Annotated in this window: 12 protein-coding genes; 5 read left to right on the top strand and 7 right to left on the bottom strand. The window is 47.5% G+C overall.

Features of this window, described 5'->3' with window-relative positions; all coding sequences use genetic code 11:
• Positions 1–9 precede the first annotated feature (9 nt).
• The 7 genes from miaB to HMPREF0650_RS12325 form a co-directional block, all read right to left on the bottom strand.
• Positions 10–1,359, bottom strand: a complete 1,350-nt coding sequence (gene miaB / locus HMPREF0650_RS12295; RefSeq protein WP_040563445.1) for a tRNA (N6-isopentenyl adenosine(37)-C2)-methylthiotransferase MiaB — start codon at positions 1,357–1,359, stop codon at positions 10–12.
• Between the two features lie 155 nt (positions 1,360–1,514).
• Positions 1,515–1,982: a PH domain-containing protein gene (locus HMPREF0650_RS12300; RefSeq protein ID WP_040563447.1), complete on the bottom strand. Its 468-nt coding sequence runs from the start codon at positions 1,980–1,982 to the stop codon at positions 1,515–1,517.
• Between the two features lie 41 nt (positions 1,983–2,023).
• Complete coding sequence (locus tag HMPREF0650_RS12305) at positions 2,024–3,409, bottom strand: Gfo/Idh/MocA family protein (RefSeq protein ID WP_004351208.1); 1,386 nt, start codon at positions 3,407–3,409, stop codon at positions 2,024–2,026.
• Positions 3,410–3,500: 91 nt separating this feature from the next.
• The gene (rnr, locus tag HMPREF0650_RS12310) at positions 3,501–5,696 is read right to left on the bottom strand and encodes a ribonuclease R (RefSeq protein ID WP_004351209.1); all 2,196 of its coding nucleotides are present in this window, start codon (positions 5,694–5,696) and stop codon (positions 3,501–3,503) included.
• A gap of 221 nt (positions 5,697–5,917) precedes the next feature.
• Positions 5,918–6,817 carry a Ppx/GppA phosphatase family protein gene (locus HMPREF0650_RS12315; RefSeq protein WP_040563452.1) on the bottom strand — a complete coding sequence of 300 codons (900 nt, stop codon included), beginning with the start codon at positions 6,815–6,817 and terminating at the stop codon, positions 5,918–5,920.
• 47 nt (positions 6,818–6,864) lie between these two features.
• A complete protein-coding gene (locus HMPREF0650_RS12320; RefSeq protein ID WP_004351214.1) occupies positions 6,865–8,922 on the bottom strand; it encodes an RNA degradosome polyphosphate kinase in 2,058 nt (685 codons plus the stop codon).
• Positions 8,923–8,975: 53 nt separating this feature from the next.
• The gene (locus HMPREF0650_RS12325) at positions 8,976–9,866 is read right to left on the bottom strand and encodes a leucine-rich repeat domain-containing protein (RefSeq protein WP_004351216.1); all 891 of its coding nucleotides are present in this window, start codon (positions 9,864–9,866) and stop codon (positions 8,976–8,978) included.
• 228 nt (positions 9,867–10,094) lie between these two features.
• Between HMPREF0650_RS12325 and HMPREF0650_RS12330 the strand changes: the two genes are divergently transcribed.
• The 5 genes from HMPREF0650_RS12330 to HMPREF0650_RS12350 all read left to right on the top strand — a co-directional run bounded on the left by HMPREF0650_RS12330 (position 10,095) and on the right by HMPREF0650_RS12350 (position 16,707).
• The gene (locus HMPREF0650_RS12330) at positions 10,095–11,138 is read left to right on the top strand and encodes a porin (RefSeq protein WP_040563449.1); all 1,044 of its coding nucleotides are present in this window, start codon (positions 10,095–10,097) and stop codon (positions 11,136–11,138) included.
• Between the two features lie 931 nt (positions 11,139–12,069).
• Entirely contained in the window at positions 12,070–12,636 is a 567-nt protein-coding gene (locus HMPREF0650_RS12335; protein ID WP_004351219.1) for a DJ-1 family glyoxalase III, read from the top strand.
• 42 nt (positions 12,637–12,678) lie between these two features.
• The gene (locus HMPREF0650_RS12340; RefSeq protein WP_081454895.1) at positions 12,679–13,440 is read left to right on the top strand and encodes a 2-C-methyl-D-erythritol 4-phosphate cytidylyltransferase; all 762 of its coding nucleotides are present in this window, start codon (positions 12,679–12,681) and stop codon (positions 13,438–13,440) included.
• 20 nt (positions 13,441–13,460) lie between these two features.
• Positions 13,461–15,563, top strand: coding sequence for an ATP-dependent DNA helicase RecG (gene recG / locus HMPREF0650_RS12345; protein WP_004351221.1), 2,103 nt, complete (start codon positions 13,461–13,463; stop codon positions 15,561–15,563).
• Positions 15,564–15,756: 193 nt separating this feature from the next.
• Positions 15,757–16,707: a M23 family metallopeptidase gene (locus tag HMPREF0650_RS12350; protein ID WP_004351222.1), complete on the top strand. Its 951-nt coding sequence runs from the start codon at positions 15,757–15,759 to the stop codon at positions 16,705–16,707.
• The last annotated feature ends 195 nt before the right edge of the window (positions 16,708–16,902 follow it).

The raw sequence follows: 16,902 nt of genomic DNA on the forward strand, positions 1-16,902 counted from the left end.
CTTTGTTACTTATAACGCCTCTCCTAACAACGTCGCTGATGTGCTGCCGACGATGCGCACACGCACGGTTTCACCGATATGGTGATTGACTTTATCGAACACCACCATCTTGTTTTGCTCCGTTCTGCCGCAAAGCTGCTCCCTGCTGCGTTTGCTGAAACCCTCTACCAGCACGTCGAAAGTCTTGCCTTCGTCCTTTTTGTTAGAGACGGCGCTTAGCTCTGTTTGCAGATGTATCATCTCGTTCAGGCGTCGTATCTTCTCTTCTTCCGGCACGTCGTCTGGTAAATGCTTAGACGCATAGGTGCCGGGACGCTCGGAATACTTGAACATGAAAGCCGAGTCGTAACCAACGGTGCGCATCAAAACCAGCGATTGTTGGTGGTCTTCTTCTGTTTCGCCATGATAGCCCACGAACATGTCGGTAGAAATGCCGCAATCGGGAATGATGCGGCGAATGGCATTGATGCGATCCATGTACCATTCAACGGTGTATTTGCGGTTCATCAGCTTCAATATCTTATTGCTGCCACTCTGCACCGGCAGGTGAATGTGCTTGCAAACATTAGGCTCTTCGGCAATCACGCGCAGCGTGTCATCGCTCATGTCCTTAGGATGCGACGAGGTAAAGCGAATGCGTACGCCGGGAACTTCGTGTGCCACACGGCGCAAGAGCTTTGGAAAATCAATGGTTTCTGCCGGAATTGTTTCGCCTGTTGCCGACAAATGTTCGGGAATGGTAAAACAATAAGAGTTGACGTTTTGCCCCAACAGCGTAATTTCCTTGCAGTGCTTGTCGCGCAGGTCGCGCACTTCGCGCAAGATACTCTCCACGTCTCTTGACCTTTCTCTACCTCTTGTGTAGGGTACGATGCAGTAGTGGCAGAAGTTGTTGCATCCCCTCATGATACTTACGAAGCCACCTATCTTGCCTATGAGAAGCCGTTGAGGAACCACATCCTTATAGGTTTCGGTCTTCGAGAGTTCTATATCGATTGCTTTGTTGCCCGTTTCAGCTTGTGCAATCATGTCCGGAAGATTCAAATACGAATCGGGTCCACACACCAAGTCGGTGTGATGGTTGTCCAACAAATCATCTTTCACCCGTTCGGCCATACAGCCCAACACGCCTAATATCAGGTTTCTGCCCTTCTTTCGCTCTGCGTGAAGTGAGTCAAGTCGGTTGTATATCTTGTTCTCCGCATTCTCTCTGACGCTGCAGGTGTTCAGAAAAATGGCGTCGGCCTCTTCCTCCTTGTCGCATATCTCATACCCCGCCATCTGCATGACCGATGCAACCACCTCGCTGTCGGCCACGTTCATTTGGCATCCGTATGTCTCGATGTAAAGCTTCTTCATTGTCTTTGGTTTTGGGTTACAAAGGTACAAAAAATCTTCCACATGCTGATTGAAACGCATAAAAAGCGGGACATCCACCCAATGGCATGGGTTTATGTCCCTTCCCAGCGGCATGCACGACATCCGTAAGCGTACAGATGTCATGCAGGGTGCCTTTATTCAGATGCTTTTAGTGCGTCTATCATCTGATGAATCTTCGTACTGAACACGATGGGGTCTTGGATATACTCGAAACTATTGGTTGCTTCTCCGGTTGTTACATAGACAGTACCGTAGTTGAAGATACGCCCTAACATGGTCTGTTTAATCTGCACGCCTTCGCATTTGCGGAGCATCAGCTCCAAAGAGTTGCGCTCAATGATACCTTTTTTGGCGATAATGCGCTTGTTGGTCAGTGCGTATTGCCGCCCTCCATTTGCTGATACGGAACCCAGGATGGCGAATAGCACGAGCAACAGGCAAGCTGCGATTTGAAGATGGAAAAGAGTTCCCTCCGTTGGAAAAACCAACAAGAGAATCCCAAGCACGGCCAATGATGCCGAACGCCAGTAAATTGCCGAGTGTAGTCGTGGGCGATAAACGACACGTTCGCCCTCCATCAAGCTTTTATCGATATATCCCATATTATAAAAATCAATTCTTAGCGAGGATTTTTGAGGCGTTATTAAGGAGCAAAATGATATTGAAAGCCGTTGATGCGCTTCCAAGCTCCACGCGTAAAGTCGGGTATGGCGACTGGTGCCGAATTGTTTTCGATAGATAATCTTGTGAGTTCTCCCAGACAGCACCATTCGGCTAAGTCGTACACATCCATGTCGAGCGGGAGTCCATTCTGTAGACAATAAACCAAACGATAGTCCATGATGTAGTCCATACCGCCGTGTCCACCCACCTTCTTGGCTTTCTCTTGAAGGTCTTTGACAAACTGTGGCGTGTATTGTTGCAGCAACTCGTCACGAACTTTCTCTGCTACTGCAGCATGAGCTGTGAGGTTCTCGTGACTAATCTTCTCGTTGGTCGCCAACTGTTTGGGTCTGAAAGCCAGTTCACCAATAGGATATTTGCTGGCGTAGCCATCGGTTCCAACCACCTGATACATCCGGTTGTACGGCCGTGGTGTCATCACGTTGTGCTGAATGAGCATGGTTTTCCCCTTGACAGTGCGAATCAACGTAGAGGTTTGGTCACCATTTTGGAAGTCATTACATGGTTTTCCGGTCTGTTTTTCAACGAGTTTTGGGCCAATGGTCGCTTTGGTATCCATGGCAACGAGATATTCCATGCGATCACCTCGATGAATATTCAGCACCTGACAGTCGGGGCCAATGCCGTGAGTAGGATAAACATCTCCTCGATTCTTACGATTGAAATCAAGTCGCCAGTTGTGCCAATATTCGTCCCAAAAGTCCTCTAAGTTGTGGATATAGGCACCTTCTACATGCAAAACCTCACCGAAGAGACCTTGTTGTGCCATGTTGAGGGTAGACAACTCAAAGAAGTCGTACACGCAGTTTTCCAACATCATGCAATGTTTCCGTGTGCGTTCAGCCGTATTGATCAATGCCCAAATCTCATTCATGTTGGTTGCTGCAGGCACTTCAATGGCCACATGCTTTCCATGGTTCATGGCATAAAGTGCTATCGGCACATGATGAACCCAGTCGGTTGCAATGTAGATGATGTCGATGTCCTTGCGTTCGCACATCTTCTTGTATGCATCTATACTGCCACTATAGGCCACAGCTCGGTGTCGTCCGTGCTTATCAAGCCTCTTCTGGCTAAGCTCTACGCGGTCGGCCTCTACGTCACAGAGCGCCACGATGTCCGTTCCAGGAATCTGGCTCCATCGTTCTACGGCACTAACCCCGCGCATTCCCAGGCCTACAAAGCCGACGCGAACCGTTTGTAACTTGGGAGTAGTGAGCTGTAGCACGTCCTTTTGTCCAGCAGGACGCTTGGGAATGTTGGTCTCTATGACCTTGATGTTCTTCGCATCTACATGAGTTGGTGGGACCAAGATAAGGCACAGCAACCATGCAAGCAACTGCATTGGTACTTTATTGGTGAGATTCATATCATGATTAAATTAGTTAAACAAAATTGATAAGTCTACTCTTTTCTTCGATTTGATGGAAAAATGATTAGTCGACCAGTGTGAAGTCAAGCTGTCTCTTCTCCAAGTTGGCTTGTGCCACCTTAATCCTGATGGGATCTCCCAGCTGGTATTTGTGATGGTGTCGACGGCCAACGAGACAATAGTTCTTCTCATCAAAGTCGTAATAATCATCATCCAAATCGTGCATGGGTACCATTCCCTCGCAATGATTCTCGTCGATTTCGCAATAGATGCCATAGCTTTGAATGCCACTGATGTGCGCATCAAACTCTTCACCGATGTGCTCACCCATGAATTCCACCATCTTGTACTTGATGGAGTCACGCTCGGCATTGGCTGCTACCTGCTCCATGTCAGAACTATGTTCGCACAAACGCTCGTAATAGTCCTTGTTGGCACTGCGGCCACCCTTCGCATATCGTGTCAACAGGCGGTGAACCATCATGTCTGGATAACGACGGATGGGCGATGTGAAGTGTGTGTAATAGTCGAAAGCCAAGCCAAAATGTCCTATATTATAAATGGTGTACTTCGCCTTCATCATCGCTCTGAGGGCAACAGTCTGTATGAGTTTCTGCTCATCCGTGCCGTCAACGGCTTCCATCAGACGATTAAGACTGCGGGCAGTTTGTCCCTTTGTCCCTGCCGTTTTCATCTTATAGCCGAACTTCACGATAAAATCTTTCAGGTTTTCCAGCTTCTGTGGGTCGGGATTGTCGTGTACACGGTAAGGCAAAGTCTTGGCTTTAGCACTCTTTTTCACCTTCCCCACGCTCTCAGCCACGGTGCGGTTGGCCAGCAACATGAACTCTTCTATCAGCTTGTTGGCATCTTTTGAGCGTTTAAAATAGCAGCGAATGGGCTTACCCTTCTCATCAACATCGAAATGAAGTTCTTCAGAATCAAACTTCACCGCACCGTTCTTGAAGCGTTCCTCACGCAACTTCTTGGCCAAGGTGTCCAGCATAATCAGCTCCTTAGCATGCTCTCCCTTATATCCACCCTTGTGTGGAGCCGGTGCTGGTTGCCCTGTTCCATCTACCACGCCATTGTCTTCAAGCAACTGCTGCACCTCTTCGTAGGCATATCTGCGATTACTCTTGATGACAGTATGTACGATACGCTGGCTCCGAATGAATCCATCGACATCCATCTCCACGATGACGCTGTAGCAAAGTTTCTCCTCATCGGGGCGAAGGGAGCAGATAAAGTTGCATAAACGCTCGGGCAACATCGGAATGGTGCGGTCTACCAGATACACGGATGTGGCACGCTTCTGCGCCTCTTTGTCGATGATAGATTTCTCGGTGACATAGTGTGTCACGTCAGCAATATGGATACCAACTTCCCAAATGCCCTTGCTTACCTCACGAATAGACAAGGCATCGTCGAAATCCTTGGCATCTTTGGGGTCAATCGTGCAGGTGAACACCTGTCGAAAGTCTTCTCTTTCAGCCAGATCCTGCTTGGTAATCTCGCCACTAATTCGCTCTGCAGCGTCTTCAACTGCCTTTGGATACTTGTAAGGCAAGCCGTATTGCGCCAAGATGGTGTGCATCTCCGCATCGTTATCGCCTGTTTTTCCCAGCACGTCGACAACCTCTCCTATGATGTTTTTATGATTCTCATCGGGCCATTTGCTCACTTTCACCACCACCTTGTCATTGGTTTGGCCGCCCTTCAACTTGTTTCTTGGAATCAAAATGTCGTTGGCGAACAGGTTTTCCTGTGTCACCAGGAAGGCGATGTTCTTTTCAACTCGCAGTTTACCGACGAACTGATCGCGCGAACGTTGCAGTATCTCGATAACCTGTGCCTCTTTGATGTGCTTTTGACGGCGTGCCATGAGCGACACTTTCACACGGTCACCATTGAGTGCCGACATCGAGTTGCGCTCGGAAACAAAGATGGGTTTGTCGCTTCCATCGGGGATGAATGAGTTTTTCCCATTACCTTTGCGCCGAAAAAGTCCTTCCACTACCTGTCCCATCTGGTTGAGGCGGTATGAATGGTCAGACACCTTTGTCAAGAAATCGTCCCAAGCCATCTCTTCCATCAGGTCGATGGCGAGCATCTTCAGCGGATGTGTGTTCAGTTTGAGCGTACGGAATATCTCTTTATAACTAAATGTTTTTTCCGGTTGTGTTGTAAAGAATCCTTCCAACTTTTCAGCCAATTGCTTTTTGGACATGCGTTTGCCACCTTTTTTTCCTTTTCCCATCTTGTTCCGTGTTTTATGATACTTATTGCAAATTAACAAAAAAGAATTGACACAACACCTATTTATTACGATTATTTTGCATTAAAATCATGTTTCGAAGTTATTCTAAGGTTGTCCTGTCGAAGAATCATTCGCACCTCAATTGCGCATTGATGACAAACGAACGGGGCCTGATACCCCATTGGCATCAGACCCCGTTCTAGTCTGCATTGCATGATTTTCTACTTTGTTTGGCAGTACTCTCGGTATAAACCGTCAACAATACTATCGGCCAAACTGATGTTAGGTACGTAGATGGTGTCACACTTCAAGGCCTTGGCCACCATCAGGAAGATTTCCGCAGCCGGTATGATGACATCGGCGCGATCGTCTTTCAGTCCGTACTTTTCTTTTCTTTCTTCCTCGCTGAGCTTGGAGAGAGCCTCGTATATTTCCTTCAATTCCTCCACTTTCATTTGCTTTTCGTCGTTCTTACCGTGCGTCAGTCTGAAGAGTTTGTTGATGTTGCCGCCCGAACCAATGATCTGTGTGTCAGGAAAATGCTCGGCATACTCGTCCAACATGCCCCGCATCTGATGCTTGGTTGCGTTGGTTACCTTGCCACTGAGCATGCGCAGGGTGCCCATGTCGAATGAATGACTCTCGGCCAGTGCACCATCATGCAGCAATGAAATCTCGGTACTGCCGCCTCCCACGTCGACGTATGCGAAATTGCCCGTTTGACTATTGGTTTGTTCAATGATGTTGTTGCATAGCAGTCGTGCTTCTTCCTCGCCCCGAATAATCTCAAGTTTGATGCCTGTCTCACGCTCAATCTCTTTCATTACCTTCTTCCCATTGTCTGCATCGCGCATGGCTGCGGTGGCACAGGCACGGTATTGATCCACTTGATAGAGCAGCATAAACTGTTTGAAGCCTTTCATCATGCGCATCATCATTGTGGCGCGGTCTTTCGAAATCTTGCCTAATGTAAACACGTCTTTGCCCAATCGCAGGGGAATGCGGATGAACATTACCCGCTTAAAGCGCTCAAATTGGGGCGCACTGTCATCAAAACGCTTGATTAACAGGCGCGCACCGTTCGATCCAATATCAATTGCTGCGAATGTTTTTGCTTCCATTTTTTCTTTTTGTTTAATGGGTTCTGGGGTTGTCTCTTTGTCTTTCGTCATGCTTGTTGTTCGGTTTGATACGCCTCGAACAAGGCTTGCTGTGAGCGGAAAGGTAGCTCTCCTTCTGCGATAGGTTGTATTTCGTTGGTCCCCAATCCATCGATGAGCCGCCCATTGGTCGTGTCACGCATGCCATACTCAACGGTGCGCAGCAGGTCTTGTTGCAGGTCTTGGTCGTAAACAGGTGTCATCACTTCGATGCGGTTGATGAGATTGCGTGGCATCCAGTCGGCCGATCCCAGATAATATTTTGGTTTTCCGCCGTTGCAGAATATCAAAATGCGCGAATGCTCCAGGTATCTGTCAATGATGCCCACGGCCTTGATGTTCTCGCTCATGCCCTTGACGCCAGGCACCAGTGAGCAGTTGCCGCGTAAGAGCAAGTCTATTTTCACGCCGGCTTGCGAGGCTGCGTAGAGCTTGTTGACGATATCAGGGTCGGTGATGTGGTTGATTTTAATCTTCACCCATGCCTCTTCCCCAGCCAAGGCATTCTTGATTTCGTTGTCGAGCATGCGGATGATACGTGTTTTCATTGAGTTGGGCGACACCATGAGTTCTCTGAAGCGAACTTGTGAGAAGGGTCTGTCGATGAAGTAAAACACCTTTTCCACCTCATTGACGATGCGTGGCCGCGCCGTCATCATGAGGTAGTCGGTATAGGTCTTGGCGTTTCCTTCGTGAAAGTTTCCAGTACCGACACAAGCCAGATTGCCCTTGGTGGTCGTGATGTGCAAAAGTTTGGAATGAATCTTCAGACCTTCCACGCCAAAGATAACGTTCACGCCTTCTTCCTGCATGCGCTTGCTCCACTTGATGTTGCTTTCTTCGTCGAACCGAGCCAGCAACTCGACGACGGCCGTCACCTTCTTGCCGTTTTGTGCTGCGCAAATCAAGGCCTTCACCACCTTGGAATCTTTAGCCAAGCGATAGAGCGTGGTCTTTATTTCCTTGACTTCTGGGCGTAAGGCTGCTTCTCTCAATATGCGGATGTAGCCATTGAACGAGTGGTAGGGTACGTGGATGAAACGGTCTTTCTGCCTGATGAGGTCGAAGATACTTTCTTCAGATAGGAATTCAGGCTTGAGTATTTGCGGCCATTTAGGATAACTTAACTTCTCATGACCCAGTGCAGGAAAGCCCATCAAGTCTTTATGATTCTGATATCGGCCTGCTGCCAGCAAGGTGTCAAGCTCTTTCACGTGCAGGCGCTTCATCACCTTCTTTTTCAAGTCGGCAGGCATGTCCTTGTCATATACCATGCGTATGGCCTCACCGCGTTTCCTACTGTTCACCCCTATGGCGATGCGTTCCATGGCACCATAATCAGCTTCGTTGTCAACCTCCATTTCCGCATCCTTGGTAAACTTGAAAGAATAAGCCTCGTAGGTACATTTTTTCAAACCGATGAAAATCAAGGGTAGGCAGTATCTAACGACATCATCCAGGTACATGAAGTTCTCACAATTGTCTGAAGAGGGAATCTTCAAGAAGCGTCCGTAAATCCTGTCGGGTATTTTGATGATGGCAAACTTTGTTTTGCGACTCATCTCTTCAGTTCTTTTCACGGCGAGATAGATGCGATTGTCTTCCAAAATACTGATGTCATCAATCTCTGAAAGCCAGATGGGATTGGTCGAACCGTTGAGCTTATCGTAATAAAATGCTTTTAAGAAAGCCTTCTGTTCCTCGTTAAGCTGCGTTTCGTCAAGCATTCGGATGTTGTGCTTTTCCAGTCCGGCGAACACATCCTTGATGGCATTGCCGTACTCAATGTTGTATTCTTCATTGAGTTTGTTGATGTGCTTGATGGTCTTCTTGATCATTTTCGCTGTCGCTGCCGAGACTTTCGTGCTTTCCAAAATCTTATTGAGCGATGCCATCCTTACTCGAAAGAATTCGTCTAGGTTGTTGGAGTAGATGCCCAGGAACGACAAACGCTCCAACAGAGGAACGGTGGGCTTTTGTGCTTCTTGCAAGATGCGGTGATTGAAATACATCCAGCTGACATCTCTCTCGATGTAACGATGCTTCTTTTTTGTGCTTTGTACCATTTTTCGGGGGTAGTAACTGTTATTTTGTCGATTTTGATGAAGGTGAGCGTTTGTTAGGATTGCGGCACTTGTTTCTGCTGGTCTTTTCGCTCTGTGCTTTCTATCACAATATCTTCCAGTTCCAGGGGGATATGCAACTGCTTGATGTATAGAGCCGATGAACTTTCTGGGACGATGATTTTCTTCAGAGCGTCACAATTGGAAACGGATGTGCGCGCGATGTGTTCTACGGTTCCCAAGAAGGTGAGCTTCTTCAGTCGGTCACATTCAGCGAAGGCATGTGGTTCAACCATTCTGACCGAAGCTGGAAGAGTGACCTTTTCCAAGACGTCGCAATCGGAGAAAGCGTCACTGCCAATGACCTCTACCGTGTCGGGTATGATAACTTTCTTCAACCTGCGGCGACGAGAAAAGGCAAAGTCTTGAATCTCCACCACGCCCTTTGGAATGATGACCATCGCGGCATCGGTCAGACAGGCGATGAGTTTCTTGCGGTCGGCGGTGAACATCAGTTTGTTCTCAATGACGAAATGTTCTGACTTGCACACGATATTTTCGCTGTTCAAGCCTACGAAAGGATTGTTGCCGAGGCTCTCAACAGAGGCCGGAATCACCAGCTTTTTCAAGGACATGCATCGTGAAAAAGCCTCGTTGCCAATGTGTGTGACGGTTTCCGGGATGTTTACTTGCTCCAGAAAGGCGCATCCCCAGAAGGCGTTATCATCGATTATCTCAGTCCCTTCGGGGATATCGTACGTGCCTTCCAGCGTTTTTGTGGCCATGATGACACGTTTTTGCTTCTTTGAATAGTATACGCCTTCGTCATCTTTCTTGGCTCCGGCCATCTTTTTGAGGGCAAGGTTCAAAACCAGATTCTCGAATTTGTCCTCCCGATCCAGGTGTTTCTTCAGGGCGTCTTTGATTAGTTTTTTATTCTCCTTCATACAAATAGTCAATTAGTTCAGTGCAAAAATACCATATATTAACGAAATACAGTTGTATTGTTTTTTACAATTCTGTTACATTCGTGCAACAATTATCTTTTTTTTACGTTATTTTTAAGGTCGTGAGGTTACAAATCTGTGGTACTACATCATGTAAATGTAAAAAATATGTATTGAAAATGAAACATCCGAATGATAACTTTGCATGCAAATTCACCTGCTAAACGAATGAAGAAAAATATCCAAACCCTGCTTATCGGCTTTTTCTTGATGATGTCGTCAGTCGTTATTCAGGCTCAGCAAAGTGACAATGTGGACTACAAGCCCCAAATAGACGGAACCATCCGTGGTAAATTTGAATACCAGCCCGATGACCAAAAGGGCCGTTTCCAGGTGCGTACGGCACGCTTCAGCTTGACGGGTAAGGTTGCTTCCCGAGTGTCTTACAAGGCCGAGATTGACCTCTCGGACAAAGGAAAGATCAGGATGCTGGACGCCTACACACAGCTGGGTCCTCTTGACAGCGTGCAGTTGACCATCGGACAGATGCGTGTGCCTTTCACCATTGACGCGCATCGGTCGCCTCACCAACAGTATTTTGCCAATCGTTCGTTCATCGCTAAGCAAGTTGGCGACGTGCGCGACGTGGGCCTGACGGTGGGCTATAATTTTAAGTTGGGCATCCCCATGCGTATCGAGGGTGGTGTTTTCAATGGTTCCGGACTAACCAATCAGGAAGATTTCTGGACCCGTCAAATCAATTTCTCCACCAAGTTGCAGGCTTTCATCCCAGGCGGATGGAACATCACGCTCAGCACTCAGAAAATCAACCCCGACCATCTTACCGTCATGATGTACGATGCTGGGATGTATTACCACGCAAAGGGCTGGCACGCCGAAGTGGAGTACCTCTACAAGCACTATGCCAAAGAGGCTTTCGATGCCGTGCATTCGGTCAACGCTTTCGTGAATTATGACATTCCTTTAAAGCGGTGTTTCTTCTCTAAAATATCCCCGCTGGTGCGCTTTGATTACATGACCGACCACAGTGACGGTTACCGTTATGCCAACGGCGTGAGGGACGAGACGGGCGTGTTAATCGTCAACGACTACAAACGTTCACGATTGACCGGCGGTGTGACGCTGAGTATCGACAAGCCCTTCATCTCTGACCTCCGTGTGAACTACGAAAAATATTTCTATGAGCACGATAACCTGGCCAAAGTATCGGAAAAAGACAAGTTCGTTATTGAGGTGATGACGCGCTTTTAGGCTGTTTCGTCAAAGGTGTAACCGATGCTCCTACAGGTGCGGCCGCCCAGATTGCGGATTTTTCTTGTGTCACAACGAAATGAAAGCGGCTCTTGTTGAATTTTGTGCTGTGCTAACCGTTGCGTGTACATTTATCCATCCAAGTTGACGGAGATTTCCACTTTTGATGCGCAACCCTACTGGTGTCTATCTGTTTTACATACAGTGATGCCTCTTTTGACCATTTATGTTTTGCCGGCTGCATGAAGACTTAGTGAACAAATTGTGTGAATAATCTTGACAAATCGCCTCTCCATATTTGGCGTATTTACAACCAACCCCGCCTCGGGTTGCAAATAAGCTGAAAATGAAGCGGTTTTTATAGCATGTTGATAATCAAGTTTTTGTGGATATGAGCTGTCTATTTACGGCTTGTTTTCACGTTCCAGCAAGCCAATAGCATGTCTTTTGCGGTGCAATTGCTATGCTTTTGCCGTTCAATAGCATGGTTCTAAGGTAGCAAAGTAGTGCATGTTGAAAGATAGTATCATCGTTTTTGGGACGAAAACCACTGTTTTGAGGCAAAAAAGCTCCTTGCTTTCATCCGCCAGGCCTATTATTTTTCTCCAGAATGAGAATGTTGATGGGCGGTTTTTGAGGCGTTTTATGGTAAAAAAGTTGGATATTTTCAGTCTGTATGCGACGGGCGAAGTGTATCTTTTTTTGCGTTGATGTTATTCGTTGTAAGAACCTCTGTTTTACAAAGGTGCATCGAAATGTCGCTGCGTGTTTAAAGGAAAGGATGACGAATCTAAAACAACGTTAACCTGCGTCAATCATTCCCAAATGACAGGAGATGTGATGCGTTGCTTTGAAATATTTTTATTATATTTGCAATGACAATTATTAAAAAACTTACAAAAGGGCCGAAAGGCTCCAAAACATCACAAGTATGGCAAAGATATATGAATTTTTGGCTAATGGTTTCGAAGAAGTTGAAGCCTTGGCACCCGTAGACATTTTCCGCAGAGCCGGTGTTGAAATCCAGACGGTGAGCGTTACAGGCTCCGAGTGGGTGGAGTCTTCCCATGGCGTAACCATCAAGGCCGACATGAAATTTGAAGACATGCACAATTTTGACGATGCCGACATGCTGATGCTTCCCGGCGGTATGCCCGGCGCAACCAACCTGAATGAGCATGCGGGCGTGAGAGAAGCACTGCTAGACCATAACGCCAAGGGCAAGCATATCGGTGCCATCTGTGCCGCACCGATGGTCTTAGGCAGTTTAGGACTGCTGAAAGGACGGAAGGCCACATGCTCTCCAGGCTTTGAGAAGTATCTTGAGGGTGCAGAATACACGGCCGAATTGTTCACCGTCGATGGCAACATCATCACGGGAGAGGGGCCCGCTGCAACGTTCCCATACGCATACGAAATCCTGAAGATGTTCGTGGGTGAAGCCAAGACGAAGGAGTTGCAGCAAAAAATGCAATACGCCCATTTGATGGAGCGGTGAGGAAAAACTCACCAACTCATGAACTCACAAACTTATGAACTCATGAACTACATCATCATTGTAGCCGGAGGAAAAGGTCTTCGTATGGGAAGCGACACGCCGAAACAGTTTCTGCCCATAGGAGGGAAACCTGTTTTGATGCGCACCATCGAGCGTTTTCACCAATACTGCAAGGAGCTGAACGTCATCGTGGTGTTGCCTCGCGAACAACAAGCTCAATGGAGAGCACTGTGTGAGCATCACCACTTTGGCCTTGCGCACACCATTGCCGATGGGGGAAGCACGCGCTATGAGTCGTGTCAGAGCGGTTTGGCGGCCATTCCCGATGATGCCGATGGCGTGGTAGGCTTCCATGATGGCGTTCGTCCGTTTGTGTCGGTCGAAGTTATCGAGCGTTGTTTTGAGACAGCCCGAGTCGAACAGGCCGTCATCCCCACACTACCCGTGACCGACACGCTGCGCCACATCGATGGACAAGGAGGCGGAAAGAACGTGCTGCGCAGCGAGTATCGTATCGTACAGACGCCACAAGTCTTTGATATCACATTGGCCAAGCGAGCTTTCGGGCAACCTGATCGGGAATCGTTCACAGACGATGCTTCGGTGATAGAGGCACTCGGGCACAGCGTCAGCATGGTAGACGGCAACCGGGAGAACATCAAAATCACCACTCCCTTTGATCTCGTTTTGGCTGAAGCCATGCTTCAGCACGGCCAAACGCTCCGTGCAAACGCGGGAGAAATAGGGATGTGCGGCTGCAAGCAGCTTGCACAAGAGCCAACAGAAGCTGACCAAAGAGGGTAAGTTCTTATTAAATTGAAACCATGTCATCCATACTCGAGCAAGACATCAAATACCTACCGGGGGTTGGACCCAAACGTAAGGCGATATTGGAGAAAGAAGCCAACATCGCTACCTGGGGCGATTTGCTTGAGTATTATCCTTATAAATACGTTGACAGAAGCCGCATCTACCGCATCATCGACTTGCAAGGCGACCTACCTTTCGTACAACTCAAAGGCAAGATTCTGAGCTTTGAAGAGTTCACCATGAGCCCCAGGAAGAAGCGGGTGGTGGCTCATTTCAGTGATGGGACAGGCATTGCCGACCTTGTTTGGTTTCAAGGCACACAATATGTTTACAAGAATTATAAGGTAAACGAAGAATACATCGTTTTTGGTAGGCCCACCATATATGGCGGGCGATACCAGTTTGCGCATCCTGATATCGACAAAGCGGCCGACATCCAGCTGTCAGAAATGGGCATGCAGCCTTATTACATGGCGACAGAGCGCATGAAAAAATCGGGATTGCAGTCGCATGCCATTGAGAAACTCACCAAGACGCTGGTTGATAAGCTTGGCGAAAACGACCTGTCCGAAACGCTTCCTCCGTTCATCACCGGGCCTCTGCATCTTATTTCTCGTGCCGAAGCCATGGCAAAGATTCATTATCCAAAGAGTCTTGATGACGTGCAGCGCGCCCAACTACGCCTCAAGTTTGAAGAATTGTTTTACGTTCAGCTCAACATCCTGCGCTATGCCAACGACCGCAAACGTAAGTACCAGGGCTACGTTTTCAACCATGTGGGACCGCAGTTTCATCATTTTTACAAGAACAACCTGCCTTTTGAGTTGACAAACGCACAGAAACGAGTGATGCATGAGATACGTAAGGACATGACAACCGGCCGACAAATGAACCGGTTGGTGCAGGGTGACGTGGGTTCGGGCAAGACGTTGGTGGCACTGATGTCCATGCTCATTGCCATTGACAACGGTTATCAGGCATGCATGATGGCTCCAACGGAGATTCTGGCCGAACAACATTTTGCCACCATCAAGAAGTTTTTGGGAGGAATGGACGTGCGTGTGGAATTGCTCACGGGTATGGTGAAGGGGAAAAAACGTAACGAAGTGTTCCACGGATTGCTTACCGGAGAGGTTCATATCTTGGTAGGAACGCATGCAGTTATCGAAGACAACGTGCGATTTTCACACTTAGGCATGGCCGTTGTCGACGAGCAACACAGGTTCGGCGTGGCACAAAGAGCTAAATTGTGGGGTAAGAGCGAACGACCACCCCATATCCTCGTGATGACGGCGACACCCATTCCACGCACCTTGGCCATGACCATTTATGGCGATCTGGACGTAAGTGTCATCGATGAATTGCCACCCGGACGGAAACCCATACAGACTATTCATCAGTACGACAACCAGATGACGAGTCTGTACCAAGGCATACGGAAGCAAATCCAACAGGGCAGACAGGTATATATCGTCTTTCCGCTGATTACTGAGAGCGAGAAAATTGACCTGAAGAACCTGGAAGCGGGGTTCGAATCGCTATGTACGATCTTCCCAGACTTTAAACTTAGCAAGGTGCATGGCAAGATGAAACCGAAAGAAAAGGATGCCGAAATGCAGAAGTTCAGTCGTGGAGAAACTCAAATCCTGGTGGCCACGACGGTGATAGAGGTGGGTGTTGACGTGCCAAACGCCTCGGTAATGGTGATTCTCGACGCTCATCGATTTGGCCTTTCACAGCTACACCAGCTCAGAGGACGTGTGGGACGAGGTGCTGAACAAAGTTATTGCATCTTGGTAACCAGTCACAAGTTGTCGAAAGAAACCCGCAGACGCATTGACATCATGTGCGAAACGTGCGATGGTTTTCAGATTGCAGAGGCCGATTTGAAGCTCCGTGGACCGGGAGATCTGGAGGGTACACAGCAAAGTGGCATTGCCTTCGACCTCAAGATTGCCGACATTGCACGCGATGGACAAATCATACAACTCGCTCGTGACGAAGCACAGAAGATCATAGAGGCCGACCCGCTATGCGAAAAGACAGAATATAGCATGCTTTGGAACAGGCTAAACGAGCTAAGAAAGACCAATATCAATTGGGCATCAATCTCTTAGCATCTGTTTGTAGTTATTCCAAGTTAGTTAAAACCGTTATAAATTCTGTTAATAACGTAACAACTTTGCAATATAATCGTTATATTTGCAGAGCTTTTTTTAAAAGTTGAAGGATTTCTTACAGCATCTGGTAAATCTTTAAAAAACATTTTTGATTAGCTCTTTTGGGAGACCTAAAACTAACAAAATTTGTATGGCATTTATAAACAAGATAAAAACATTTGCTTTTATTGCAGTCTTTGGGGCAATCGCACAATCAGCAACAGCGCAAGATTTACTTGCCAAACAGGCTCCCGTAGACCGGAAGATGAAAGCCGTAGATACGCTTTTGCTGCATAGCATCATTGAAAAAGAAAACACAGAGTCGCCTGCTGCCCAGCTGTATGACGAATGGGAAAACCGTTATGCACACCGTGCGACAGCTCTTCCCGATTCATTCAAGATAGATCTTCGCCACTTTCATATGCCCACACCCAGTCGGGTTGTGACGAGTAACTTCGGTTCTCGTTGGGGACGTCAGCACAAAGGTTTGGACATTAAGGTGTACATTGGAGACACAATCCGTGCTGCTTTCAGTGGCAAAGTACGCATTGTCCGCTATGAGGCACGTGGATATGGTAACTATATCGTTATCCGACACAACAACGGACTGGAGACTATCTACGGTCACTTGTCAAAACAATTGGTGCAAGAGAATCAAGAAGTACGAGCAGGCGACGTGATTGGACTGGGGGGAAACACGGGTAGAAGTACCGGATCTCACCTGCATTTTGAAACCAGATTATGCGGTGTGGCTCTGAATCCCGCACTCCTGTTTGACTTCCGAGCTCAAGATGTCACAGGCGATTTCTACACATTCAGAAACTCTTCCTATCAACGAGAGTCATCAGAAGCTACCCGTTTGCGTGGCGTAGTAAGAAATGGCAGATATACACCTGAAGAGGTTCGTGGCGAATTAGCCTACAAAAAGGACGATAATGACATGGTCAATCCCACTCAGGTACAATACCATAAGGTGATGGCAGGCGAAACACTATCCTCGATTGCGCGAAAACGCGGTGTAACGATTGAGCAGATTTGCCGATTAAGCCATATCAGTAAATCTGCGAAGCTTAAGCCAGGAAGCATCTTGAGATATTCTTAACATCGGAATACGATACAGACAAACAACAATTTAACGTTCACTTGTGCGAAAAAGGTCATATCGTTTGGCCGATATAAAAGCACAAGAAAACGTAACGAAAACAGTTCTTTCTAACAAGGAGGATCTGCTTTTTTTATTTCAACGCAGGAAACATTGCCCTCTATTCTTTAACAGATTCATCGAAAAAATACTGAA

The organism is Hoylesella buccalis ATCC 35310, assembly GCF_000177075.1.
Lineage (GTDB): Bacteria > Bacteroidota > Bacteroidia > Bacteroidales > Bacteroidaceae > Prevotella > Prevotella buccalis.

Excerpts from the sequence above, each read along its gene's own strand:
- HMPREF0650_RS12315 (WP_040563452.1), bottom strand. The coding sequence starts at position 6,817 with ATGGAAGCAAAAACATTCGCAGCAATTGATATTGGATCGAACGGTGCG.
- HMPREF0650_RS12335 (WP_004351219.1), top strand. The coding sequence starts at position 12,070 with ATGGCAAAGATATATGAATTTTTGGCTAATGGTTTCGAAGAAGTTGAA.
- HMPREF0650_RS12330 (WP_040563449.1), top strand. The coding sequence starts at position 10,095 with ATGAAGAAAAATATCCAAACCCTGCTTATCGGCTTTTTCTTGATGATG.
- recG (WP_004351221.1), top strand. The coding sequence starts at position 13,461 with ATGTCATCCATACTCGAGCAAGACATCAAATACCTACCGGGGGTTGGA.
- miaB (WP_040563445.1), bottom strand. The coding sequence starts at position 1,359 with ATGAAGAAGCTTTACATCGAGACATACGGATGCCAAATGAACGTGGCC.
- HMPREF0650_RS12350 (WP_004351222.1), top strand. The coding sequence starts at position 15,757 with ATGGCATTTATAAACAAGATAAAAACATTTGCTTTTATTGCAGTCTTT.
- HMPREF0650_RS12300 (WP_040563447.1), bottom strand. The coding sequence starts at position 1,982 with ATGGGATATATCGATAAAAGCTTGATGGAGGGCGAACGTGTCGTTTAT.
- rnr (WP_004351209.1), bottom strand. The coding sequence starts at position 5,696 with ATGGGAAAAGGAAAAAAAGGTGGCAAACGCATGTCCAAAAAGCAATTG.
- HMPREF0650_RS12340 (WP_081454895.1), top strand. The coding sequence starts at position 12,679 with ATGAACTACATCATCATTGTAGCCGGAGGAAAAGGTCTTCGTATGGGA.
- HMPREF0650_RS12320 (WP_004351214.1), bottom strand. The coding sequence starts at position 8,922 with ATGGTACAAAGCACAAAAAAGAAGCATCGTTACATCGAGAGAGATGTC.
- HMPREF0650_RS12305 (WP_004351208.1), bottom strand. The coding sequence starts at position 3,409 with ATGCAGTTGCTTGCATGGTTGCTGTGCCTTATCTTGGTCCCACCAACT.
- HMPREF0650_RS12325 (WP_004351216.1), bottom strand. The coding sequence starts at position 9,866 with ATGAAGGAGAATAAAAAACTAATCAAAGACGCCCTGAAGAAACACCTG.